The sequence below is a fragment of the Amorphus suaedae genome, assembly GCF_053629675.1.
The window spans coordinates 2,463,631-2,488,133 of the sequence record NZ_JBRJIT010000001.1 but is presented as its reverse complement, the minus strand read 5'-3'; the positions used below and the strand labels follow the sequence as shown (position 1 = coordinate 2,488,133).

Annotated in this window: 16 protein-coding genes; 9 read left to right on the top strand and 7 right to left on the bottom strand. The window is 70.2% G+C overall.

Annotated elements, in window-relative coordinates:
* Positions 1–91: 91 nt before the first annotated feature.
* On the top strand, positions 92–400 hold the full coding sequence (locus AB7M35_RS11130) for a hypothetical protein (protein ID WP_453959745.1): 309 nt from the start codon (positions 92–94) through the stop codon (positions 398–400).
* An 87-nt stretch (positions 401–487) separates the two neighbouring features.
* Here the strand turns inward: AB7M35_RS11130 and metH are convergent, their stop codons facing one another.
* From metH to AB7M35_RS11100, 6 genes are all read right to left on the bottom strand, one after another.
* Positions 488–4,219 (bottom strand): methionine synthase, encoded by a 3,732-nt coding sequence (gene metH, locus AB7M35_RS11125; protein ID WP_453959742.1) that lies wholly within the window; start codon positions 4,217–4,219, stop codon positions 488–490.
* A 139-nt stretch (positions 4,220–4,358) separates the two neighbouring features.
* The gene (metF, locus tag AB7M35_RS11120; RefSeq protein WP_453959740.1) at positions 4,359–5,270 is read right to left on the bottom strand and encodes a methylenetetrahydrofolate reductase [NAD(P)H]; all 912 of its coding nucleotides are present in this window, start codon (positions 5,268–5,270) and stop codon (positions 4,359–4,361) included.
* A complete protein-coding gene (locus AB7M35_RS11115) occupies positions 5,267–6,283 on the bottom strand; it encodes an ArsR/SmtB family transcription factor (RefSeq protein ID WP_453959737.1) in 1,017 nt (338 codons plus the stop codon). The genes metF and AB7M35_RS11115 overlap by 4 nt, the downstream gene beginning before the upstream one ends.
* A 575-nt stretch (positions 6,284–6,858) precedes the next feature.
* The gene (locus AB7M35_RS11110; protein WP_453959735.1) at positions 6,859–8,229 is read right to left on the bottom strand and encodes a glutamate--cysteine ligase; all 1,371 of its coding nucleotides are present in this window, start codon (positions 8,227–8,229) and stop codon (positions 6,859–6,861) included.
* Between the two features lie 139 nt (positions 8,230–8,368).
* Entirely contained in the window at positions 8,369–9,118 is a 750-nt protein-coding gene (locus AB7M35_RS11105) for a 16S rRNA (uracil(1498)-N(3))-methyltransferase (protein WP_453959733.1), read from the bottom strand.
* A gap of 165 nt (positions 9,119–9,283) precedes the next feature.
* Positions 9,284–9,979: a TetR/AcrR family transcriptional regulator gene (locus AB7M35_RS11100; RefSeq protein WP_453959732.1), complete on the bottom strand. Its 696-nt coding sequence runs from the start codon at positions 9,977–9,979 to the stop codon at positions 9,284–9,286.
* Between the two features lie 116 nt (positions 9,980–10,095).
* Here AB7M35_RS11100 and AB7M35_RS11095 point away from each other — a divergent pair, with 116 nt between their 5' ends.
* The 8 genes from AB7M35_RS11095 to AB7M35_RS11060 all read left to right on the top strand — a co-directional run bounded on the left by AB7M35_RS11095 (position 10,096) and on the right by AB7M35_RS11060 (position 22,970).
* Complete coding sequence (locus AB7M35_RS11095; RefSeq protein ID WP_453959730.1) at positions 10,096–11,211, top strand: efflux RND transporter periplasmic adaptor subunit; 1,116 nt, start codon at positions 10,096–10,098, stop codon at positions 11,209–11,211.
* Complete coding sequence (locus tag AB7M35_RS11090; RefSeq protein WP_453959728.1) at positions 11,208–12,296, top strand: efflux RND transporter periplasmic adaptor subunit; 1,089 nt, start codon at positions 11,208–11,210, stop codon at positions 12,294–12,296. Before AB7M35_RS11095 ends, AB7M35_RS11090 begins: the two co-directional genes overlap by 4 nt.
* Complete coding sequence (locus AB7M35_RS11085) at positions 12,293–15,391, top strand: efflux RND transporter permease subunit (RefSeq protein ID WP_453959726.1); 3,099 nt, start codon at positions 12,293–12,295, stop codon at positions 15,389–15,391. Before AB7M35_RS11090 ends, AB7M35_RS11085 begins: the two co-directional genes overlap by 4 nt.
* A 116-nt stretch (positions 15,392–15,507) precedes the next feature.
* Positions 15,508–17,010, top strand: coding sequence for an exodeoxyribonuclease VII large subunit (gene xseA, locus AB7M35_RS11080; protein WP_453959725.1), 1,503 nt, complete (start codon positions 15,508–15,510; stop codon positions 17,008–17,010).
* 130 nt (positions 17,011–17,140) lie between these two features.
* Positions 17,141–18,295, top strand: a complete 1,155-nt coding sequence (locus AB7M35_RS11075; protein ID WP_453959723.1) for an acyl-CoA dehydrogenase family protein — start codon at positions 17,141–17,143, stop codon at positions 18,293–18,295.
* Between the two features lie 255 nt (positions 18,296–18,550).
* Complete coding sequence (locus AB7M35_RS11070) at positions 18,551–19,378, top strand: universal stress protein (RefSeq protein ID WP_453959722.1); 828 nt, start codon at positions 18,551–18,553, stop codon at positions 19,376–19,378.
* 219 nt (positions 19,379–19,597) lie between these two features.
* The gene (locus tag AB7M35_RS11065; protein ID WP_453959720.1) at positions 19,598–22,318 is read left to right on the top strand and encodes a GNAT family N-acetyltransferase; all 2,721 of its coding nucleotides are present in this window, start codon (positions 19,598–19,600) and stop codon (positions 22,316–22,318) included.
* A 160-nt stretch (positions 22,319–22,478) separates the two neighbouring features.
* Entirely contained in the window at positions 22,479–22,970 is a 492-nt protein-coding gene (locus AB7M35_RS11060) for a DUF1499 domain-containing protein (protein ID WP_453959718.1), read from the top strand.
* On the opposite strand, the gene AB7M35_RS11055 is transcribed toward AB7M35_RS11060, so the two are convergent.
* Positions 22,967–24,502 carry a glycosyltransferase family 39 protein gene (locus tag AB7M35_RS11055; RefSeq protein WP_453959715.1) on the bottom strand — a complete coding sequence of 512 codons (1,536 nt, stop codon included), beginning with the start codon at positions 24,500–24,502 and terminating at the stop codon, positions 22,967–22,969. The genes AB7M35_RS11060 and AB7M35_RS11055 overlap by 4 nt on opposite strands.
* Position 24,503 lies beyond the last annotated feature (1 nt).

The window sequence follows — 24,503 nt, the reverse complement described above, 5'->3', positions numbered from 1 at the left end:
CCGTCGATCGGGTCACGGAAAAATCTGCCCGTCCCGAGGGCGCTTTCCAGAGGTAGGGTGTTTCCTCCGAAGCGTGGACGGGATGTCCCTCATGGACCGGGTTGTCGAAAAGTTCGTCGCGGCGGTGCTGGAGAAGAAGCAGCTCGTCTGCACGTACGATGGATCCCGCCGGGAATGCTGCGTGCACGTTGTCGGCTGGAAGAATGGCCGGGCGCGCGCCCTGGTGTTTCAGTTTGGCGGCGGGAGTTCGACGGGGCTTCCACCGGACGGAGACTGGCGCTGCCTTCGCCTCGACGGAGTGTCCGGCGTCACGCTCCGCGATGGCCCCTGGCACAGCGGAGACGGGGATCTGGCCTCACAGACCTGCGTGGATGACGTCATTGCCAAAGTCGAAGGCTGACCGTGCGGCGGACGGCGGCTGGCCAGGGAACTGGCGCCCCCGCGCAGCCGGGAGCTGGCGCTCCCGGCGTGGGCGTCGCGAGCGCCTCTACTCGGCCGCTTCCTTCAGCGCCTGGGGCTGGTAGTTGAGGATCGGCGCGAGCCAGCGCTCGGCCAGCTCCACCGTCCAGCCCTTGCGGGCGGCGTAGTCCTCGATCTGGTCGCGCTCGATCTTGCCGACGCCGAAGTAGTAGCTCTCCGGCCGGCCGAAATAGAGCCCCGAGACCGACGAGGCCGGCCACATGGCGAACGATTCCGTCAGCTTCACGCTGGTCGCGGCCTCCGCGTCGAGGAGGTCGAACAGCGTCTGCTTCTCGGTGTGGTCGGGCTGGGCCGGATAGCCGGGCGCCGGGCGGATGCCCTGGTACTTCTCCGCGATCAGGTCGGTGGGCGTAAGATCCTCGTCCGGGGCGTAGCCCCAGAACTCCCGGCGCACGCGCTGGTGCATGTGCTCGGCGAACGCCTCGGCGAGCCGGTCGGCCAGCGACTGGGACATGATCTTCGAGTAGTCGTCGTTGTCCTTGCCGTAGCGTTCCGCCACCGCGTCCTCGCCGATGCCGGCGGTCACGCAGAAGCCGCCGATATAGTCCGGCACGCCGCTGTCGAGCGGGGCGATGAAGTCGGCCAGCGCGGCGTTCGGCCGCTCGCGGTCGCGGGCGATCTGCTGGCGCAGCGTGTGCAGCGTGGCGATCTTCTTGGTGCGCGCCTCGTCCTCGAACACGACGATGTCGTCGCCCTCGGCGCCGGCCGGCCAGAAGCCGATGACGCCGTTGGCCGTCAGCCAGTTCTCCTCGACCATCTGCTTCAGCATCACCTTGGCGTCGTCCATGACGGCGCGGGCGGCCGGGCCGACCTTCGGGTCGTCGAGGACGAGCGGATAGGTGCCCCGGATTTCCCAGGCGGCCAGGAACGGCGTCCAGTCGATGTACTCGGCAAGCGTCGCCAGCGGGTAGTTCTCGAACGTCTTGGTGCCGAAGAAGCTCGGGCGGGTGATCTCGCTCGCGGCCCAGTCCACCTTCGTCCGCTTGGCGCGGGCGTCGGCGAGCGGCAGCCGCTTCTTGGCCGACTGGCCGCGCGAGTACGTTTCCGCCGTCTTCTCGTAGTCGGCGCGCACCTCGTCGAAGTAGCCGTTGCGGTTGTCGGCCATCAGCTTGGAGCAGACGCCGACGGCGCGCGACGCATCGGTCACGTAGATCGCCTGGCCCCGGTGGTAGTTCGGGTGGATCTTGACGGCGGTGTGGACCTTGGAGGTGGTGGCGCCGCCGATCAGCAGCGGCACGTCGTAGCCCTCGCGCTCCATCTCCGCGGCCACCGCGCACATCTCGTCGAGCGACGGCGTGATCAGGCCCGACAGGCCGATGATGTCGACCTTCTCCGCCTTCGCCGTCTCCAGGATGCGCTGGGAGGGCACCATGACGCCCAGGTCGATGACCTCGAAGTTGTTGCACTGGAGCACGACGCCGACGATGTTCTTGCCGATGTCGTGGACGTCGCCCTTCACGGTGGCGAGCAGCACCTTGCCGGCGTTGGAGCGATCGGTGTTGCCGAGCCGCTTCTTCTCCTCCTCCATGTAGGGCATCAGGTAGGCGACGGCCTTCTTCATGACGCGGGCCGACTTGACCACCTGGGGCAGGAACATCTTGCCGGCGCCGAACAGGTCGCCGACCACGTTCATGCCGGCCATCAGCGGGCCCTCGATGACGTGCAGCGGGCGCTCGGCGCGGGCGCGGGCCTCCTCGACGTCCTCGTCGATGTAGTCGGTGATGCCGTGCACCAGCGAGTGCTCGAGGCGCTTCTCGACCGGCTGCTCGCGCCAGGCGAGATCGACGACGCGGGCCTTGCCGCCGCCGGCCTTGTAGCGCTCGGCCGCCTCAAGCAGGCGGTCGGTGCCGTCGGCGCGCCGGTTGAGGACGACGTCCTCGCACAGCTCGCGCAGCTCGGGCGCCAGGTCGTCGTAGACGGCCAGCTGGCCCGCGTTGACGATGCCCATGTCCATGCCCTTCTGGATGGCATGGTAGAGGAACACCGAGTGCATCGCCTCGCGGACCTGCTCGTTGCCGCGGAACGAGAACGACAGGTTCGACACGCCGCCCGAGATGTGGGCGTGGGGCAGGTTCTCGCGGATCCAGCCGGTCGCCTTGATGAAGTCGTTGCCGTAGTTGTTGTGCTCCTCGATGCCGGTCGCCACCGCGAAGATGTTCGGATCGAAGATGATGTCCTGGGGCGGGATGCCGACCTGTTCGGTCAGGATCTTGTAGGAGCGCTCGCAGATCTGGATCTTGCGCTCGTAGGTGTCGGCCTGGCCGTCCTCGTCGAAGGCCATGACGACGACCGCGGCGCCGTAGCGGCGCACCTTCTCGGCCTGGACCAGGAACGCTTCTTCGCCCTCCTTGAGGGAGATCGAGTTGACGATGCCCTTGCCCTGGATGCACTTCAGGCCAGCCTCGATGACCGTCCACTTGGACGAGTCCACCATGATCGGCACGCGCGCGATGTCGGGCTCGGCGGCAATCAGGTTGAGGAAGGTGACCATCGCCGCCTCGGAATCGAGCAGCCCCTCGTCCATGTTGACGTCGATGATCTGGGCGCCGTTCTCCACCTGGTCGCGGGCGACCTCCAGCGCGGTGGCGTAGTCGTTTTCCTTGATCAGCTTGCGGAAGCGGGCCGAGCCGGTGACGTTGGTGCGCTCGCCGACGTTGACGAACGGGATGTCCTTGGTGAGCACGAACGGCTCCAGCCCCGACAGCCGCATGCGCGGCTCGATGGTCGGGATCTGGCGCGGCTTGTGGATCGCGGCGATCTCGGCGATGGCGCGGATGTGGTCCGGGGTCGTGCCGCAGCAGCCGCCGAGCACGTTGACGAGCCCGTCGCGCGCGAAGTCGTCGAGCTGACGGGCCATCGCTTCCGGGCTCTCGTCGTACTCGCCGAGTTCGTTCGGCAGGCCGGCGTTCGGATAGGCGCAGATGAGCGTGTCGGCGACCTTGGAGAGCTCCGAGATGTGGCCGCGCAGCTCCTTGGCGCCGAGCGCGCAGTTGAGGCCGACGGTCGTCGGCGCGGCGTGGGCGACCGAGTGCCAGAAGGCGGTCGGCGTCTGGCCGGAGAGCGTCCGCCCGGAGAGATCCGTGATGGTGCCGGAGATCATCACCGGCACGCGGTAGCCGAGCTCCTCGAACAGCAGCTCGAAGGCGTAGATCGCGGCCTTGGCGTTGAGCGTGTCGAAGATCGTCTCGAGCAGGATCAGGTCGGCGCCGCCCTCGATGAGGCCACGCGCCGCCTGGCCGTAGGCCTCTGCCAGCCCGTCGAAGGTGACGGCGCGGTAGCCGGGGTCGTTGACGTCGGGCGAGATCGAGGCGGTGCGGTTGGTCGGGCCGATGGCGCCGGCGACGAAGCGCGGCCGGTCCGGCGTCTGGGCGGTCACCGTGTCGGCGGCCGAACGCGCCAGCCGGGCGCCTTCCTTGTTCAGCTCGAAGGCCAGCTCCTCCATGCCGTAGTCGGCCTGGGCGATGGTGGTGGAGGAGAAGGTGTTGGTGGCGACGATGTCGGCGCCCGCCTCCAGATAGGCCCGGTGGATCCCCTCGATCGCCTCGCCCTGGGTCAGGATCAGAAGGTCGTTGTTGCCCTTCAGGTCCTTCGGCCAGTCGGCGAAGCGCTCTCCCCGGAACGCCGCCTCGTCGAGCCGCAGGTCCTGGATCATCGTTCCCATGGCACCGTCGAGCACGAGGATGCGATCCGCGGCGGCGGCGCGAAAGCGGTCGAAGGTGTCGGAGCGGCGAAGAGCCATTGGAAAAGTCCCTTGGTTCGTAGGCGAACGGCCCGCCGAACTCGGCCGGGCCATCAGGTGTCGTCGGCCGGGTCGCGTTGCGGTCGGACCGCAACGGTCCGAAAGGTCCGAATCGGTTCGACCCGGACCCGCAGGCGCCTCAGGCGGCGGCTTCGATCTGGGCGTCGGCGCGCAGGCCAAGCAGGTGGCAGAGCGCGTAGACCAGTTCGGAGCGGTTCATGGTGTAGAAGTGGAAGTCGGTGATGCCGCGGGAGTTGAGGTCGAGCACCTGTTCCGCGGCCACCGCCGCCGCCACCAGCCGCCGCGTCTCGGCATCGTCGTCGAGGCCTTCGAAGCGCCGCTCCAGCCACGCCGGGACGGTCGTTCCGCAGGCGGCGGAGAAGCGGGCGACCTGCTGGAAATTGTGGACCGGCACGATGCCCGGCACGATCGGCAGGGTGACGCCGGCCTTGGCGACGCGCTCCAGGTACGCCTCGAACAGATCGTTCTCGAAGAAGAACTGGGTGATCGCCCGCGTGGCGCCGGCATCCTGCTTGCGCTTCAGGTTGTCCATCTCGACGCTCCAGTCGGCGCTGTCGGGATGCCGCTCGGGATAGGCCGAAACGGAGACCTCGAAATCGCCGACGGCGCGGATGCCGGCGGTCAGCTCGGCGCCGTTGGCGTAGCCGCCCGGATGCGGGGTGTAGGCCGTTCCGGCGCCGGCCGGCGGGTCGCCGCGCAGGGCGACGATGTGCCGGATGCCGGCGGCCCAGTAGTCGCGGATGACCTCGTTCACCTCGTCCTTCGTCGCGCCGACGCAGGTCAGGTGGGCGGCCGGCCTCAGCGAGGTCTCGTCGATGATGCGCTTGACGGTGCGATGGGTGCGCTCGCGGGTCGAACCGCCGGCCCCGTAGGTCACCGAGACGAAGCGCGGCCGCAGCGGCTCCAGGCGCTGGATCGACGCCCACAGGGTGTCCTCCATCGCCTGGTTCTTCGGCGGGAAGAACTCGAAGGAGGCCGAAATCGGCGGGTGGGCCGCCTGAGTGCGGGCGAGCGGGGTGGTCTCGTTCATCCGGTGGTCTCCAAGGCTTGCGTGGTGGGCTCGGCGGCGATCTGCGTGCGGGCGTCGCGGCTGAGCCAAAGGGTGACGGTGAGATCGTCGGCGGAGGCGCCCTCGGGCGCGAGATCCTGCACGACGACGGTGTCGAGGCCGGCGAGCGCGAGCCAGGTCGAGACCTGCTCGTGGGAGAAGCCGAGCCGGCGGTGGGCATGGTCGGAGCGCAGGAACTCCAGCCCGTGCGGGGCGAAGTCGACGACCAGCAGCCGGCCGCCGGGACGCACCGCGCGGGCGGCCTCCTCGATCGCGCCGGCCGGGTCCTCGAGGTAGTGCAGGACCTGGTGAAGCGTCACCAGGTCGTAGGAATCCGGGGGGACGGGCAGGGCGAAGATGTCGCCCTGGCGCACGCGCGCGTGCTGAATGCCCGCCTTCGACAGGTTGACCCGCGCGACCGACAGCATCGCCGAGCTGGCGTCGATGCCGAGGGCGCGCTCGTAAAGGTCGGCGAACAGCTCGAGCGTCCGCCCGGTGCCGGTGCCGAGGTCGAGCAGCGACTGGATGGGCGCGGTGCCGATCAGCCCGCGCATGGCGCGCTCGACCGAGGCTTCCGGCACGTGCAGCGAGCGCAGGGCGTCCCAGGCGTGGGCGTTGGCGGCGAAGTAGGCGGCCGCCGTCTCGGCATGGCCGCGCTGCACGGCGGCGAGCCGCTCGCGGTCGCGCGACAGCGTAGGGTCGGCGGGGTCGAGCTGCAGGAGCAGGTGATCCGCCAGCCGCGAGCCGGAATCCACTTCGGTAAGCCGGTAGTAGGCCCAGGCGCCCTCCGGAGCGCGGACGATCAGGCCCGCGTCGGTGAGCAGCTTGAGGTGGCGCGAGATGCGTGGCTGGCTCTGGCCGAGGATGGTGGTCAGGTCCTTCACCGTGAGATCGGCGCCGGCGAGCAGGGCGAGGATGCGCAGGCGTGTCGGCTCGCCGGCGGCGCGCAGTCCGCCCACCAGTGCGTCAAGGCCGATCACGCTGTCGACAATCATCTCGTTTGTACCTTCGGGCACCACGTTCTGCCTCGGATCATTGGAGTTCGATATAAAGATATCTTTATACCTTGAACCCGCAAGAGGCAAGGGGGCGCGATGGCCCGCAGCCGACCTGCGAAGCAGCTGTGGGATTCGGGCTAAGATATTGAATTTTCAGAAATCAGCGGCGAGGGCGGCTGCCCAACGGGCCGGTCGTCCCACGGAGCTTTGGGGAAATTGCCCAATGCGGACGCGGCCATCCGAAGGGCCAGATCGCTTCGGAGCCCCGGGAGAAAAGCCGTCGGGCCACGTCCGGCCGGGCCTTGGCGTGAGCGCCACGCCGCCCATCGCCCGCGCCGATGCCGGCGCCGGCTCCCGGGTGCCGCCAGCCTCGCGAATGCGCGGTCAGGCGTCAGTCGAAGGAGATCCCGTTGTCGTCCATGTCGACGTTGCTGGCTGCGCAGATGCCGATCGGGATCGGGTCGTCCAGCACCTCGCCGCCGTTCTCCGGCGCCCAGCCGACCCGGAGGAGCCGGTCGCAGGCGCCCGTAGGCGCGCCACCGGAACCGGGCCGGTGCGGCGCGCCCCGCCGCTCAGAAGGCGTAGTCGGTGAAGATGTGGTCGAGGTTGGCGCCCCACGGGCCCTTGTACTGGTCGAGCATCCGCTCGGCCATGGTGCGGCCGGTGGCGATGACCTCCTCCAGCGGGCCGAGGAACTGTGTCTCGTCGCTGCCGGAGCTGTTGAGCCGCCCGCGCCGCTTCAGGCCCTCGCGGGAGAGCGCCACCATCTCGCGGGCGACCTCCAGCACGGTGCGTCCGGCGACGGTTGCCTGCAGCCCCTCGCGCGGAACGGCGTCGCGCAGCGTCTGCCGGTCTTCCTCGGTCCAGTCCTTCACCAGCTGCCAGGCCTGGTCGAGGATGCCGTCGTCGTAGAGCAGGCCGACCCACAGCGCCGGCACCGCGCAGATCCGCCGCCATGGGCCGCCGTCGGCGCCGCGCATCTCCAGGAACTTCTTGAGCCGGACTTCGGGGAAGGTGGTGGAGATGTGGTTGGTCCAGTCGCCGATGGTCGGCAGCTCGCCGGGCAGCATCGGCAGCTTGCCCTCCATGAACTCGCCGAACGTGTGGCCGGTCACGTCGACGTAGCGGTCGCCGCGCTTGACGAAGTACATCGGCACGTCGACCACCCAGTCGACGTACTGCTGGTAGCCGAAGCCTTCGTCGAACGCGAAGGGCAGCATGCCGGTGCGGTCGGGGTCGGTGTGCTTCCAGACCTCGGAGCGGAACGACAGGAAGCCGTTGGGCTTGCCGTCGAGGAACGGCGAGTTGGCGAACAGCGCGGTCGCGATCGGCTGCAGCGCCAGGCTGGTCCTGAGCTTCTTCACCATGTCGGCTTCGCTCGAATAGTCGAGGTTCACCTGGATGGTCGCGGTCCGGTACATCATGTCGAGGCCGAGCGTGCCGACCTTCTTCATGTACTCGGTCATGATCTCGTAGCGCTGCTTCGGCATGCGCGGCATGTCCTCGCGCGACCAGGTCGGCGCAACCCCGATGCCGAGGAAGCCGAGGCCGAGCGGCTTGGCGATCTCGCGCACCTGGGCGAGGTGGGCGTTGGCCTCGCGGCAGGTCTGGTGCAGCGTCTCCAGCGGCGCGCCGGAGAGCTCGAACTGGCCGCCCGGTTCCAGGCTGATGGCGCCGCCGCCGATCGGGTCGACGAGCCCGATGATGGCGTCGCCGTCCATGATGGGTTCCCAGCCGAGCAGCGATTCCATGCCCTTCAGCAGCTGCGAGATGCCGCGCGGCCCGTCGTAGGGGGCCGGATTGAGGGTATCGCGCACGAAGCCGAACTTCTCGTGCTCGGTGCCGATGCGGAAGGCGGCAGGCGGCTTTTCGCCGTCGGCGATCCACGCGGCGAGAGTGTCCCGATCCTGGATCGGCGTATCGTCAGTCGTGTCGCGAGCCATCTAGCTTCCGGCCATCTATCGATTTGGCGCCGGACATTAGCCGGGCCGATCCATCGAAACAAACGAGTTCTCGTGCACCGATCCGGGCGAAAATCCGATCGATCGCGAGAGGGGAAAAGACCAAGCAGGAAATCCGGCGTCAGCGCCAGTCCCCGAGCGTGGCCTGCAGGGTGGCGAGTGCCGCCACGGCGGCGGTATCGGCCCGCAGGATGCGCGGGCCGAGCGAGATCGCGGTGACGGACGGGTGGGCGAGCAGCACGGTGCGTTCGTCTTCCGAAAAGCCGCCCTCCGGCCCGATCAGCAGCGCCAGCGGCCCGGGCTCCAGTCCCGACAGCGCGGCGACGGGGTTGGCGACGCCGGCGCCCTCGTCGCAGAACACGATGCGCCGGCCTGGCTCGTCGCGCTCCCAGGTGGAGAGCAGGCGGTCGAGCCGCGCCGGCTCCGCCACCTCCGGAACGGCGATGATGCCGCACTGTTCCGCGGCCTCGATCACGTTCGCGCGCATCCGCTCCAGATTGACGCGGCTCGCCTGGGTGTGGCGGGTGAACACCGGCATCATCCGCCCGGCCCCCATCTCGACGGCCTTCTGCACCATGTAGTCGAGGCGCGCGTGCTTCAGCGGCGCGAACAGGTAGGCGAGGTCGGGCAGCGGCTCCTGCGGGCGCGTCTGCTCCTGGCAGGCGAGCGTCGTCGCCTTGCGGGCAAGCGAGGCGACCGTCGCGCGCCATTCGCCGTCGCGGCCGTTGAAGACGAGGATCGGCGCGCCCTCGGCGAGCCGCATCACGTTCTTCACGTAGTTGGTGCGCGCGGCATCGAGCTCGATCCGGGCCTCGGGGCCGAGCGGGTCGTCGACGAACAGGCGCGGCGTCGTGAAGTCGTAGCGGGCCATGGCGGAGACCGGGTCCAGGGTTCGGGATCCGCACGGGCCGGCTGCGCCCGCGCTTGCGCGTCCCGGCGGAATGAAGGAACGCCGTGCCGTCTTATGTCAGGGACGGCGGAGCTGTGAAGGGCCGCGTTCGCGGCTGGCCGCGCCACCGATCCCGGGGCAAGGGCTTCAGGCCGCCTCGCCATGGGGGCTGTAGCCCCGCACGAACAGCGCCACGCCGCTTTCGATCGTCTCGGAAACCCGCTGCTCGCTCAGCGGCGGCAGTCCGAGCAGGCCGTGCAGCTGGATGTCGGCGGAGACCAGCTGCAGGAACTGCCGGGCCGCCAGGGCCGGGTCCGGGACCGCCAGCTGCCCCTGCGCGTCGGCCGTGCGCAGCAGGGCCTCGAGCTTCTCGTGCACGATGCGGGGACCGGATTCGTAGAAGATCTCGCCCAGCTCCGGAAAGCGCGGAATCTGCGCGATGAGGCTGCGGTAAAACGCAAGCCCGTCGCACGACGCGAAGATCTGGATGAACTGCCGTGCGATCGACAGCAGGACCTCGTGGATCCCCTGCGACGTGGGCAGCGCCGACCAGATCAGATGCTCCGTCCGCTCGCACTTCTCGCTGACGAGGGCGGCGAACAGGGCCTCCTTGCTCGGGAAGTAGACGTACAGGGTCGCCTTGGAGACCGACGCCGCCTTGGCGATCGCGTCGGTGCTGACGGCGTCGTACGGGTGAATCAGGAAAAGCTGATAGGCGGCGTCCATCAGCTGACGGACCTTCGGATTGGAGCGGTCCAGCTCCGCCAGGTGCCTCAGATACTCCGGCACGCTGCTCGGCAGGGCAGGTGCCTCCAGGATTTGATCGCCCGCGGTATTGGCCATGGTCATCGCCTCCCCACATAATTGAACTAAACTGTTTAGTCAGAGATTGACACGGCCCCTCCGAGTGGTCAAGTAGATCATACTAAACCGTTCAGTTCGATTGCCGGAGTTTCATCATGCGCTTTGGGAGTGGGGCTCTGACCGACGCCGGTTGGCGGGTCGTGCGCGCTGGCCTGCTCGTCGCCGCCGTTGCGTCCCTCTCGGCCTGCGGTCCCGAGCAGTCGGCCGCGCCAAAGAAGGAGGAGCGCGTCGCGCTGCAGGTGGTCTCCTACGCGCCGGTCTCGCGCCGGATCGCGCTGGTCGGCACCGTCACCGCCCGCTTCGAGAGCAACCTGTCGTTCCGCACCGCGGGCCGGATCTCCGAGCGTGACGCCGGCGTTGGCGACCACGTGAAGAAGGGGGACGTCCTGGCCAGGCTCGAAACGAAGGAGCAGCAGGCGGACCTCGACATCGCCAACGCCACGCTGCGGGCGGCCGAGGCCACGCTGGCCCAGGCGGAGAGCAGCTTCAGCCGCCAGCAGAAGCTGATGCAGAAGGGCTTCACCACCCGCAGCAGCCTCGACGAGGCGCAGGAGCGCCTGCGGGTCGCGCAGGGGTCGGTCCAATCCGCCAAGGCCGACATCGGCACGGCCGAGAACGAGCTGTCGTTCACCACGCTGGTGGCCGACGCCGACGGGGTGATCACCGCGCGCGACGCGGAGGTCGGGCAGGTGGTGTCCGCCGCCCAGACCGTCTTCACACTGGCCCCGGACGGTGACCGCGACGCGACCTTCGAGGTCCACGAATCCCTGCTCACCCAGCCCCCGCCGGACGGTGACATCGAGATCCGGCTCCGATCCGACCCCGCCGTGCGGGCGAGCGGGGTGGTGCGCGAGGTCTCCCCGACCATCGATCCGCAGACCGGCACGGTCCGCGTCAAGATTTCGCTGATAGATCCGCCCCCCGCCATGGGGCTCGGCGCCGCCGTGATCGGCATCGGTCATTGGCCCCCGCAGGATCTCGTCTCGCTCCCGTGGACGGCGCTGACGGCAAGCGAGGGCGCCCCGGCCGTCTGGGTCTTCGATCCGCAGACGCGCAGCGTCGCGCTGCGACAGGTCGTCGTCGATCGCTACGAGACCGGCGAGGTGCTGCTCAGCAGCGGCCTCAAGAGTGGAGAGAGCGTGGTGGTCCGCGGTGGCCAGTTCCTTCACGCGGGCCAGGTCGTCACCGCCGAACCGGAGGCTTCGTCATGAGAGCGAAGATCGTTTTTGTCGGCCTCGTCGCGCTTGCTGCGCTGACCGGGCTCGCGGGCTGTTCGGAAAGCGACGCGGAACGGGAGCCGGCGGTACGTCCGGTCCTCTCCGTGGTGGCGTCGCTGCAGCCCGATGCGGTGGAAAGCTTCACCGGCAGGGTCGAGCCGCGCTTCTCGCACGAACTCGGCTTCCGGGTGCTGGGGCGGGTGGTCGCCCGCAATGTTCAGGTCGGCCAACAGGTCAGGGCGGGGGACGTCCTGGCGTCGCTGGATTCCCGGGCCCTCGAGCTCGCCGTCCGCCAGCTGGAGGCGGAGCTCGACAAGGCCAGGGCGCAGCAGGAGAACGCGGCCGCAACGAAGGCGCGCAAGGTCGCGCTCTTCAAGGTCAACGCGGCGTCGCAGGCCGAGGTCGACACCGCCGAGGAGGCGCTCGCCGCCGCGAACGCGTCGGTCCTGCAGGGGGAGGCCCGCCTCGACAAGGCCAACGAGAAGCTCTCCTACACCCAGCTCCGCTCCCAGACCGACGGCATCGTGACCGACGTCAACCTCGAGGTCGGCCAGATCGTGACCCAGGGCCTCACGGTGGTCACCGTCGCGCAGGCCGAGGTGCGGGAGGCCGTGATGGACGTTCCCGACGAGATCGCGCCGACGATCAGCGTCGGCGACGTCTTCACCGTCAAGCTGCAGGCCGACGTCGACCTGTCCGCCAGCGGGCGGGTGCGGGAGATCGCGCCGCAGGCCGACGAGGCGACCCGCACCCGGCGGATCCGCATCACGCTCAACGATCCCGCGCCGGCCTTCCGCATCGGAACGACGGTGCTGGCGACGCCCGCCGGCACGGACGTCGCCCACGTCGACCTGCCGCGCTCCGCCCTGCTCACGGAGGGCGACGGCACCTTCGTCTGGGTCGTCGATCCCGAGAGCCTGACGGTTTCCCGACGGCCCGTGCAGGTGGCGAACGCGTCGACCGGCGGGCCGGTCCAGATCGCGCGCGGCGTCGATGTCGGCGACAGGGTCGTGACGGCCGGCGTCCACTCCCTCGCCGAGGGTCAGAAGGTCAGCATCGACGTGGAGATGGCCATATGAAGCCCTTCAACCTGTCGGAATGGGCGCTGAACCACCGATCGCTGATCTGGTTCTTCATGATCATGGCCTCCGTGGCCGGCATCCTCGCCTACTTCAACCTCGGCCGCGAGGAGGACCCGAACTTCACCATCAAGACGATGGTGGTCTCCGCCGCCTGGCCCGGCGCGTCGGTGCAGGACATGACCACCCAGGTCACCGACCGCCTGGAACGCAAGCTCGAGGAAATCCCGACCCTCGACTACACCAAGAGCCTCACCTCGCCGGGCAGCACCACGATCTTCGTGAACCTCCTGGACACCGCCCAGGGCCGCGTCGTGTCCGACACGTGGGTGCGGGTGCGCAACATCCTGTCCGACATCAAGGGCGACCTGCCGTCGGGTGTGCAGGGGCCCTTCTTCAACGACGATTTCGGCGATGTCTTCGGCAACATCTATGCCTTCACCTCCGACGGGCTGACGCAGCGCCAGCTTCGCGACTACGTCGAGGCCGCCCGCACCCAGATCCTCAGCGTTCCCAACGTCGGCAAGGTCAATCTGGTGGGCGCCCAGGACGAGGTCATCTATCTGGAGTTCTCGACCCAGCAGATGGCGGCGCTCGGGCTCACCCAGGAGACCATCGTCAACGCGCTCAGCGCGCAGAACGCGGTTGCCCCCTCCGGCACGATCGAGGCCGACGGCGAGCGGGTCTTCGTGCGCACCAACGGGCAGTTCGGGTCGGAGAAGGACCTGAGCAAGGTCAACCTCTGGATCAACGACCGCTTCTTCCGGCTCTCCGACGTGGCGACGATCCGGCGCGGCTACGATGATCCGCCGTCGTCGCTCTTCCGCTACAACGGCCAGCCGGCCATCGGCCTCGCCATCGGCATGAAGCCGGCCGCGAACCTCCTGGAGTTCGGCGAGGCGCTGACCGAGAAGATCGACCGGATCGAGGCCGAGCTTCCCGTCGGCGTGACCATCAACAAGGTCTCCGATCAGCCGCACGTGGTCGAGGAGGCGGTCGGCGGGTTCGTCAAGGCGCTCATCGAGGCGATCGCCATCGTGCTCGCCGTCTCGTTCATCAGCCTCGGGTTCCGCGCCGGGCTGGTGGTGGCGCTGTCGATCCCGCTCGTGCTGGCCATCACCTTCCTGAGCATGGAGTATCTCGACATCTCGCTGCAGCGCATCTCGCTGGGCGCGCTCATTATCGCCCTCGGCCTGCTGGTCGACGACGCGATGATCGCCGTGGAGATGATGGTGTCCCGCCTGGAACTGGGCGAGAGCCTCGAGAAGGCGGCGACGCACGTCTACACCTCGACCGCCTTCCCGATGCTCACCGGCACCCTGGTGACGGTGGCGAGCTTCATCCCCGTCGGCCTCAACAACAGCGCCGCCGGCGAGTTCACCTTCACGCTGTTCGTCGTCATCGCGGTGTCGCTGGTCGTCTCGTGGATCGTCGCGGTGGTGTTCACGCCGCTGATCGGCGTGACGATGCTGCCGAAGACGATGAAGAAGCATCACGACAAGCCGAGCCGCTTCGCCCGCCTCTTCCGGTGGCTGCTGACCTTCTGCGTCCGCTTCAAGTGGCTGACCATCGCCGCGACGCTCGGCATGTTCGCGGCCGCGATCTTCGGCATGGGCTTCGTCCAGCAGCAGTTCTTCCCGTCGTCCGATCGTCCGGAGGTCATCATCGACTGGACCGGTCCGCAGAACGCCTCGATCAACAAGACCAGGGCGGACATGGACCGCTTCGAGAAGGCGCTCGAAGGCGACGACGACATCCGCTTCTGGTCGTCCTATGTCGGCCGGGGCGCCGAGCGCTTCCTGCTCTCCTACGACGTCCAGCCGGCGAGCCCGAATTTCGGCCAGATCGTCATCATGACCACCGGCGTCGAGGCCCGGGACCGGGTGATCGCGCGGCTCCGGGAGCTCGGCGAGACGGAGTTCATCGGAACGGACATCTTCGTGCACACCCTCGACATCGGACCGCCCGTCGGCCGTCCCGTCCAGTTCCGCGTCAGCGGTCCGGACACCTCGAAGGTCCGCGCCTACGCGCAGCAGGTGGCGAGCATCGTCGGCGACAACCCCAATACCGACCGCGTCACCTTCGACTGGAACGAGCCGGCGCGGATGGTGAAGATCGACATCCGCCAGGACAAGGCCCGCCAGCTCGGGGTGACGTCCAGGGACGTCGCCTCGGTGATGAACGGCATCGTCGGCGGCTCCACCGCCACGCAGATCCGCGATTCCATCTATCTGGTCGACGTGGTGAGCCGCGCGATCTCGTCCGACCGGTCGTCGATCGAGATGCTCGAGAACCTCCAGATCCCCACCAGGGGCGGCCAGTCCTTCCCGCTCGCGGCGATCGCGACGTTCCACTACGAGCAGGAGCAGCCCTTCATCTGGCGGCGCAACCGCATCCCCACCATCACGGTCAAGTCGGCCATTTCAGCGGCCGTGCAGCCGGCGACCGTCGTCGCCCAGCTCGAGCCGAAGCTCGACGCGCTGCGGGCGGAGCTCCCCGAAGACTACAAGATCGAGACGGGCGGCGCGGTGGAGGAAAGCGCCAAGTCGCAGGGCCCGATCGCCGCGGTCGCGCCGCTCATGCTGATCATCATGGCGACGCTGCTGATGGTGCAGCTCCAGAGCTTCCAGCGCATGTTCCTGGTGGTGGCGGTGGCGCCGCTCGGCATCATCGGCGTCGTCGCCGCGCTGCTCCCCTCCGGGGCGCCGCTCGGGTTCGTGGCGATCCTCGGCGTGCTCGCGCTGATCGGCATCCTGATCCGGAACTCCGTCATCCTGATCGTGCAGATCGAGCACCTGATCGCCATGGGCCACGACAGGTGGGACGCGGTGATCGAGGCCACCGAACACCGCATGCGGCCGATCATGCTCACCGCGGCCGCCGCCTCGCTGGCGCTGATCCCGATCTCCCGAGAGGTGTTCTGGGGGCCGATGGCCTACGCGATGATGGGCGGCATCATCGTCGGCACAGTGCTGACGCTCTTGTTCCTGCCGGCCCTCTACGTCGCCTGGTTCGGGATCAAGGATCCGAAGCGCCGGAAGGACAACCCGGAGCCGGCACCGTCCGGCGACCAGGAGCACGTCGCCCCGGCCTGATGCCGGGGACATCGCCTGTCGATCGGGTGTTCCCACCCGGTCGCGGAAGGCTCTAGGCTGGAGGGGGCCGGATCGCCGATTCGACCCCCGAACCCCTCAGCGAGCGCGAAGACAAGATGGCGCCGGAAAGCCCGACATCGCTGGCCTCCAATGCCGGCGAATACACCGTCTCGGAGATCTCCGGCGCGTTGAAGCGCACGGTGGAGGACGCGTTCGGCTTCGTGCGGGTGCGCGGCGAGATCTCCGGCTATCGCGGCCCGCATTCGTCGGGCCACGCCTATTTCTCGCTGAAGGACGAGCGCGCCCGTCTGGAGGCCGTCGTTTGGCGCACTGCCTTCTCCAAGCTGAAGTTCAAGCCCGAGGAGGGCATGGAGGTGATCGCCACCGGGCGCATCACCACCTTCCCCGGCGCCTCCAAGTACCAGATCGTCATCGAGGCGATCGAACCGGCCGGCGCCGGCGCGCTGATGGCGCTCCTGGAAGCGCGGCGCAAGGCGTTCACCGAGGAGGGCCTGTTCGACGCCGAGCGCAAGGTGAAGCTGCCGTACCTGCCGCGGGTCATCGGCGTCGTCACCTCGCCCACCGGCGCGGTGATCCGCGACATCCTGCACCGGCTCACCGACCGCTTCCCCGTGCACGTGCTGGTCTGGCCTGTGCGGGTACAGGGCGAGGAGTCCGCCGGCGAGGTCGCGGCGGCCGTGGCCGGCTTCAACGCGCTGACGCCGGACGGCCGGATCCCGCGCCCCGACGTGATGATCGTGGCGCGCGGCGGCGGCAGCCTGGAGGATCTCTGGGGCTTCAACGACGAGAAGGTCGTCCGCGCCGTCGCCGCCTCGACGATCCCGGTCATCTCGGCGGTCGGCCACGAGACCGACACCACCCTCATCGACTTCGTCGCCGACGTCCGCGCGCCGACCCCGACGGCGGCCGCCGAGCTCGCCGTGCCGGTGCGCTCCGAACTCATCGCCATCGTCGACGACCGCGCGCGGCGCCACTTCGCGGCGCTGCGGCGGCTGCTCGATGGGCGCCGGTCGGAGTTGCGTGGTCTCTCGCGTGCGATGCCGGGTCCGACCGACCTGGTGGCGCCGTCCCGGCAGCGGTTCGACATGGCCAGCACGCGGCTCACCAATGCCCTGTCCGCGGCGGTTGCGGCCCATCGACTGAGCCTTCAGAAGTCGTCGGGACGACTGCGTCCTTGGGTGCTGGCCGTGCCGGCGAGACGTCGCCAGTTCGACCAGTGCGAGAAGCGGCTGACGCCGGCGATCCTGCTGCGCACGGTGCTGGCGCACCGCAAGGACCTCGACGAGGCCGGCGGGCGGCTGGAGCCCGTCTACCGGCGCACCGTCGCCGCCCGGCGGGACCGGCTGGAGACCGCCTGGAAGCTCGTCGAGGCGCTGTCGCACCAGGGCGTGCTGGCGCGCGGCTTCGTGCTGGTGCGCGACGGCAAGGGCAAGGCCGTGACCCGGGCCGGCATGGTCACATCCGGCGAGGCGCTGACGCTGACCTTTGCCGACGGCGACGTGGGCGCCGTCGCGGCCGGTCCGGCGGCGGCGCGCCCGGCCGCGCGGCCCAGGCGCGCCGATCCGTCCGACAAGGGCGGCCAGGGCCAGCTTCTCTGAGCCGCTTCCGTTCCGGTTGAATCCGCCGGCCGGACGAGGCTCTATGGGCGAGCCGAGGGACGCCGACAGAGCGTCCGGCGCGCGCATCAGGCGTCTCGCCTGAGCGGAAGCTGGAGGAGACCGGACGTCCATGGACCTTGCCCTGTCCGAAGAAGACGCGATGATCGCGGAGACGGCCCGGCGCATCGCGCGCGAGCGCCTCGCGCCGCTGGCCGAAACGCTCGACCGCGGCGAGGGCCGCGAGGCCTTCCTGGGCAACCTGAAGAGCCTCGCCGAGCACGGCTTCATGGGGCTGAACGTGCGCGCCGATTATGGCGGCTCGGAAGCCGGAACGACGGCGTTCGCGCTGTCGATCGAGGCGTTCGCCGGCGCCTGCGCCTCCACGGCGGTCACGGCGTCGGTCACCAACATGGTGGGCGAGATCATCCAGGCGGTGGGCAGCGAGGAGCAGCGCCGGCGCTATCTGCCGCCGCTCTGCGACGGGACCTATCCCGCCGGCGCGTTCTGCCTCACCGAGGCGGGCGCCGGCTCCGACCCGGCCGGCATGACGACGCGAGCGGTGATGGACGGCAACGAATGGGTGCTGAACGGCGCCAAGCTGTACATCTCCTCGGCGCCCTACGCCGGCGTCTTCGTCGTCTGGGCGGTCACCGATCCGGACGCGAAAAAGGGCAAGGGCATCTCCTGTTTCCTGGTCGAGGCGGGCACGCCGGGCCTGATCGTCGGCAAGACCGAGAAGAAGCTCGGGCAGGCGGGCTCGGCCACTTGCGAGGTCTCCTTCGAGAACTGCCGGCTTCCGGCCGATGCGCTGATGGGGCGGCAGAACGACGGCTTCCGCGTCGCCGTGTCGGAGCTTGCCGGCGGGCGCATCGGCGTTGCGTCGCTGGCGCTGGGCATCGCCCGCGCGGCGATGGACGCGGGCATCGCCTACGCCAGGGAGCGCCGCCAGTTCGACCGGGCCATCGCCGACATGCAGGGCATCCAGTGGATGATCGCCGACCGGGAGACCGAGCTGGAGGCGGCGCGGCTGCTGATCCTGCAGGCGGCGTGGCTGAAGGACCAGGGACGGCCTTTCGCCCGCGCGGCGTCGATGGCCAAGCTCTATGCCAGCGAGGCGGCCCAGCGCGCCACCTACACGGCGCTGCAGATCCACGGCGGCGCCGGCTACCTGAAGGACTATCCGGTCGAGCGGTTCGCCCGCGACGCCCGGATCACCACGATCTACGAGGGAACCAGCGAGATCCAGCGGCTGATCATCGCGCGCGACGTGCTCGCCAACGCCTGAGGCCGGCAGGCCCGCTGAGGGGCGCGCGCGCCGCGGCGCGGGTGTTGATCGGCGTCAAGGCGGCGACCATCGTTCGTTCCTAGAGCATACTGCGTTCCGACCGATCCGGCCGGGACGGGCAGTAGGTGCTCACGAGCGTCAATCTGGAGCCGTCCATTGGGGTGTCGTTCACCCGCACGGAGGCGGCGCAGGACCCGAACCAGATCCCGCGGGAGATGATCCGGGCGCAAGGCAAACGGGAACAGGAGAGGGCAAATGCAGATCAGAGACATCGTTGTCGTGACGGACCTGTCGGGCGACCAGAAGCCGGCGCGGCTCGCCGTCGATCTCGCCGAAAAGACCGACGCGCACGTGACCGGAATGGCGCCTGCGCTCGAGCCGATCACGCCAGCGTATCTCGCCGGCCCGTTGCCCGCCGACATTCTCGACCGGGCGCGGGAAGCCTCCGAGGAAGTGGCCGACAAGGCGCTCGCGGCCTTCAACGAGATCGTCCGGGTGCAGGGCGTCAGCGGCGAGGCCTCCCGCTTCCGGCTGATCGAGGGCGCCGCGTCCGGTCTGATCCATCGGGTGCGGATGTCGGATCTGGCGGTGATCGGCCAGGATGCCCCGGATTCCAACGAGCCCGCCCGCGCCGCCCTCATCGAGGCGCTGCTGTTCGAGACCGGCGTGCCGGTGATGGTGGTGCCGTACATCTCCAAGGGCAGCTTCAATGCCAGGCACATGATGGTTGCGTGGGACGGCAGCGTCACCGCCTCCCGTGCGGTCCACGCCGCCCTGCCGCTGATGAAGCTCGCCGACAAGATCACCGTGATCATCGTCGACAGCGGCCAGCGCTTCGCCGGCGAGCCGGGCGCCGACGTCGCGCTCTATCTGTCGCGTCATGGCCTCGACGTCAGCATCGAGCAGGTGCCGGCGGTGTCCGGCGACGTCTCCGCCGCGCTCCTCAACTTCGTGTCCGACCGGGGCGTCGACATCGCGGTGATGGGCGGCTACGGCCACAGCCGCTTCCGCGAGTTCGTGGTGGGCGGCGCGACGCGCGGCATGCTCGACGCGATGACCGTGCCGGTGGTGATGGCGCACTGATCCCGACTTTGTCCCCAACCGCACGCCCGGGCCTCGCCGCCCGGGCGTCGCGAAAGCACTTCCCGCGCCCGCGCGGTCGGGCCCGCCCGCTCTTCTTCCTATCGCCGCATGATGCGATGGCCCGAATGCGATAGTCTGCCCGGGTGCCCGCATTCGGATCGACGGATCTGAACGGACCGCGCGCCGGGGCACGGCCAGGTCGGAATTCGGGAAGGCGGCATGACGATCCTCAATCTCGATGCGCTGTTCCGGCCGGACTCGGTGGCGCTGGTCGGACCCAGCCGGCTGGAGGAAGGCCGCCTCGCGCTGCTCGCCGAAAGGCTCGGCGCGACGGCGGGCCGGCGCTGGGCGCTCGGCATCGGCCCGGCGGTTGCGGGGTTCGAGGCGGCGCGCATCGGCGATCCCGGCGTGCGCCCGGACCTGGCGCTCTATCTCGGTGGTCCCGATACGGCGGCTGAGACCGTCGCCGCGCTGGCGGCGGCCGGAACCCGCGCCGTGGTGGCGCTGTCGCCGAGCTACGATGCCTGGCCGGACACGGTGATCGCCGAGGCGCTGGCCGCCGGACGGCCCCACCGGCTGCGCCTGGTGGGACCCGGAAGCCTGGGCGTCCGCGTGCCGGCCGCCGGCTTCGACGCGTCGCTGCTGGTGCATGACGGCCGCCCCGGCGACCTCGCCCTCGTCGCGCGGTCGGGCGCGGTGGTCAACGCGACGCTGGCTTGGGCCGAGCGGCACGGGGTCGGTTTCTCCGGCGTGGTGTCGCTGGGCCAGAAGGCCGACGTCGACGTCGGCGACCTGCTGGACTGGTTCGCCATGGACGGCCGCACGCGCGCGATCCTGGTCCACGTCGAGACCATCACCAACCCACGCAAGTTCATGTCGGCGGCGCGCGCCGCCGCGCGCACCAAGCCGGTGGTCGTGGTGCGCTCCGGCGTCACCCGCGACCGGGCGCAGGTGCCGGACACCCTGTGCGGCCGCCTAGCCCCCAGCGATCTGGTCTACGACGCGGCGTTCGCGCGGGCCGGCTTCGTGCGGGTGGCCGACATCGACGAACTGTTCGAGGCGGCGGAGACCGTCAGCCGCTTTCGCGCCGGGCCGGGCGGCCGCCTCGCGGTCGTCGCCAGCGGCCGCAGCCTTGCCTCCATCGCCGCCGACCGGCTCGCCGCGCGCAACGGCCAGCTCGCGACGCCGGGCGAGGCGACGCTCGCCGCGCTGGAGCCGCTGGTCCGGCGCAACATCCAGGCCGGCAACCCGGCCGTGCTCGAGGACGACGCGGCGCCGGAAACCCATGCGGCGGCGGTGGCCGCGCTGCTGGCCGACCGCGAGGTCGACGGCGTTCTGGCCGCCGCGGCCCCGACGCCCTTTTCCCCGGTGGCGCCGCTGGTCGACGTGCTGATCGATGCGGCCGCCGCCCACCGCCGCCAGGCGCTGCGTCCCAAGCCGATCCTCGCCGTCCTCCTCGGACTGGGCCCGGACGACGAGCGCCGGCTCAGCGAGGCCGGCGTGCTGGTGCGCAGTTCGCCCGGCGCGGCGATCCGCAGCTTCCAGCACCTGGTCGGCTACGGGCGCGGCCAGGAACAGCTGATGTCGACGCCACCCTCGGGGCCGGCGATGGAGGCGCCCGCCATCGACGAGGCGCGGACCATCATCCGTGAGGCTCTGGAGGCAGGTCGGGCCCGGCTTACCGACACCGACGGCCGGCGCCTGCTCCGGGCGTTCGGCATCGAGACCCTGGACCGGACCCTGGCGCGCACCCCGGAAGAGGCACGGGAGGCGGCCCGCGTCCTGCTGGCCGACGCCCCGCGTTGCCGGATCGGCCCGGCCACCGACGAGGGCGGCGGCGGGCGGCCGGTCGCGGTCGAGGTGGAAAGCGCGGTGGGCGCGGAACGGCTCGCCTCCTTCATCCTGTCCGGCGGGGCCTCGTCGTCCGCGACGCCGCTGCCCGAGGCGGTGGTTCTGGAACCGGCGCTCGTGCCCGGCGTCACCACGACCCTCGTCGCCGGCATCGTCGACGACCCGGCGTTCGGGCCGGCCGTCGTGCTTGCCCACGCGGGCGCATCCGCCTCGGCGGCGCCGGTCTCGGTGGCGCTCCCGCCCCTCGATTTTCGGCTCGCGGCCGAGATGGTCGACCGGCTGGAAATCGACGGGCGGCTGTCCGCAGACGTGGAGGCGGCGGAGGGCGACCGCGAGGCGCTGCTCCTGCTGCTGGTGCGCCTCGGCCAGCTCGCCGCCGAGTGCCCGGAAGTTCGCGCCATCGACATCGCCACCCTCGTCGTCGGCGCCGGACACGCGCGGGCGGCCGACGTGCGCGTCCACATCGCGCCCCTGAAGGCGACGGGCGGCCGGCTCGGACACCCGCGCCTGTCGATCCGCCCGTATCCGAGCAACTGGCAGCGCCGGCTGATCACCCGCGACGGCGCCAGCCTCGACATCCAGCCGATCCGCCCGGAGGACGAGCCGGCCTACAAGGCGTTCCTGGAATCCATCGATCCGGAGGACCTGCGCCTGCGCTTCTTCGCGCCGCTGCGCCACATCGGCCATGCGATGCTGGCGCGGCTGACCCAGCTCGACTACGCGCGGGCGATGGCGTTCGTCGCCAAGGATCCGGCCTCGGGCGACATCCTCGGCTCGGTGCGCCTCCACGCCGACCCGGACCACCGCGTCGGCGAATACGCGATTCTGCTGCGCTCGCACCTGAAGGGGAAGGGCGTGGGCTGGGGCCTGATGAGCCTGATCATCGAGTACGCCCGCGCCGACGGGCTGGAGGAGATCGTCGGCGAGGTCCTGCGCGAAAACACCACCATGCTGGCGCTCTGCACGGCGCTCGGCTTCAGCGTGACGCCGGTCCCCGGCGACGATGGCCTCGTGGAGGTCCGCCTTCCGGTGGCGCGCACCGACATCGTCTTCCACGACGACCTGCGCCACCTGGCTTCGCCCTCATGAGCGCGGCTGCCAGCCTCGGGCGAACGCCTCTGCCGCTTGACCGATGCCGCCCCCGCGATATCTGCAGGTGCCAGGTGACGCTGCCCGCTCCGCCCCCGCCTCCAAACGACAGGACCATCCGGTGCCCGCCAGGTCAGGCCTTCTTCGGGGATTCGTCCTGGTGGCCTGCCTCCTCGTCCTGGGTGGCCTCGTGACCGGCCGCGACCGCCTCTGGGAGATGATCGCCGGCCCGCCAGACCTGGGGGCGGTCGATTTCGCCTCGCTTGAGCCCGGTCCCCATCCCAACCACGTCGTGGTCTGCCCGCCGGGCCATTGTCGCCCCGCGGTCTCCGACCTGCCGGCGCCGGTGTTTGCCGTTCCCGCCGACCGGCTCTCCGCGCTCGTCGCGGCGGTGGCCGCGGAGGAGCCGAGGACCGAGCGGGTGGACGACGGCAGCGATCCGCTGCGCGCCCGCTACGTGGTGCGCTCGCGCGTCATGCGGTTTCCCGACACCGTGTCCGTCGAGGTCGTGCCGCTCGGCGACGACCGGTCGACGCTTTCGATCTATGGGCGCGCCCAGCTCGGCAGCGGCGACTTCGGGGTCAACCGCAAGCGGGTGGAGCGCTGGCTGCGCGAGATCGAGGCGCGGGCGCGGCAAGCGCCGGCCGGCTAGCTCGCCGGGCAGCTCGGGGGAATGCGGCCGAGCCAGGCCTTGCCCTGGTCGGACGTCGCACCCCGCACCAGCGGCCGGTCGACGGCGCGGATCGCCTCGATCGGCAGCTCCGGGCCGAGGCTGTCGGGCGCCAGCGGCACGGTGGAGACGACCAGCGCCCCGCTGCAGCGGACCTCGCGTGCGTTCGTCCAGGGCGCAAGATGCGGGCTCGCCTCCTCGAAGACGTTCACCTTGTGGCCGAGATCGAAGGCCAGCGAGCCGCCGAGCTGCCGGCCTTTCTGGATGCCCTGGGTGACGATCGCCTGCAGCGGTCCGCCGTCCGTCTCCGCCCAGTATGTCTCCGCGAGGCGCGCCATCGCCGGGCCGTCGAAGTCCGGATAGGCGGGCCGGGCCTGGGTGACCGGCGACAGCAGCCGGATGGCGCCGTAGCCGACGGCGAACACGCAGGCGAGGATCACGATGGCGATCCTCAGGCGCCGTCCGCCGACGCCCGCTCCGGCGCGCGCCGCCGCCACTGCCCACCACAGCGCGAACGACGGGGCGATCGGCGTCAGCCAGTGCGACTTGGCGTCGACGCCGAACAGCAGCGCGGCCAGCGCGATCACCAGGAACGGACCGAGCGCCGTCCAGGTGACGAACACGCCGACGGGGTCGGCCGGGCCGGCCGTCAGCAGCGCCCTCGCCGAGCGGGCGAGACCGCGCGGATCGGGCGTGGCGGCGACCGCGATCGCCACCATCGGGGCGATCGCGCCCAGCGCCGCGCCGGTGAAGGCGAGCGTCGAGGTGAGATGGTGAACGAGCCCGCGCGCCTCGGTCCGCACCGCCCAGCCGAGCGGCGAGGCGTCCTCCAGCGCCAGCGCCGCGATCTGGGGCGACAGCGCCAGCGCGCCGGCCGCCACCGCGATCCACGGGCCGGGCGTCAGGAGCTGGCGACGCCACGCAGGGACTATGAGGAAGGCGATGCCGAGGCCGGCGACCAGGTGCAGGATGGCGTACTTCGCCCAGAGCCCGCCGGCGACCGCCAGGCCGAACGCCAGCCACGCCGCCCAGCGGCCGCTGGAGAAGGCGCCCCAGGCGGCGGCCAGCGTCAGGCCCCAGAACAGCATCACGCCGATGTTGTGGTTGAGCTCGATGGGCGAGATCGTCAGATAGGGCGACAGCAGGCCCATCGCGGCGGCCAGCAGCGCGGCCTCCCGACCCGTGGTTGCGCGCGCCACCCACACCGCGCCGGCCAGCCCGCCGAGGGCGAGCGCCTGGGCGATCGCATAGAGCACCTGATAGCGCAGGGGCCCGGCGAGCCGGGCGATCTCGGTCAGCCACAGGGTGAACGGCGGATGGCGGGCATAGACGAGCCGCCAGTGCTGGCCGCCGATCGCGCCTTCCGCCACGTCGAGCCGGATCGAGCCCTCCAGCAGCGAGGGAAGCAGGATCCAGACGAGCGCGTGCAGCAGGAACGCCGCCGTCACCAGGACGACGACCGTGCGGGCGGTGTCGGGCGACGGGGCCGCCCGACCGGGTGTGGCAACGGTCATG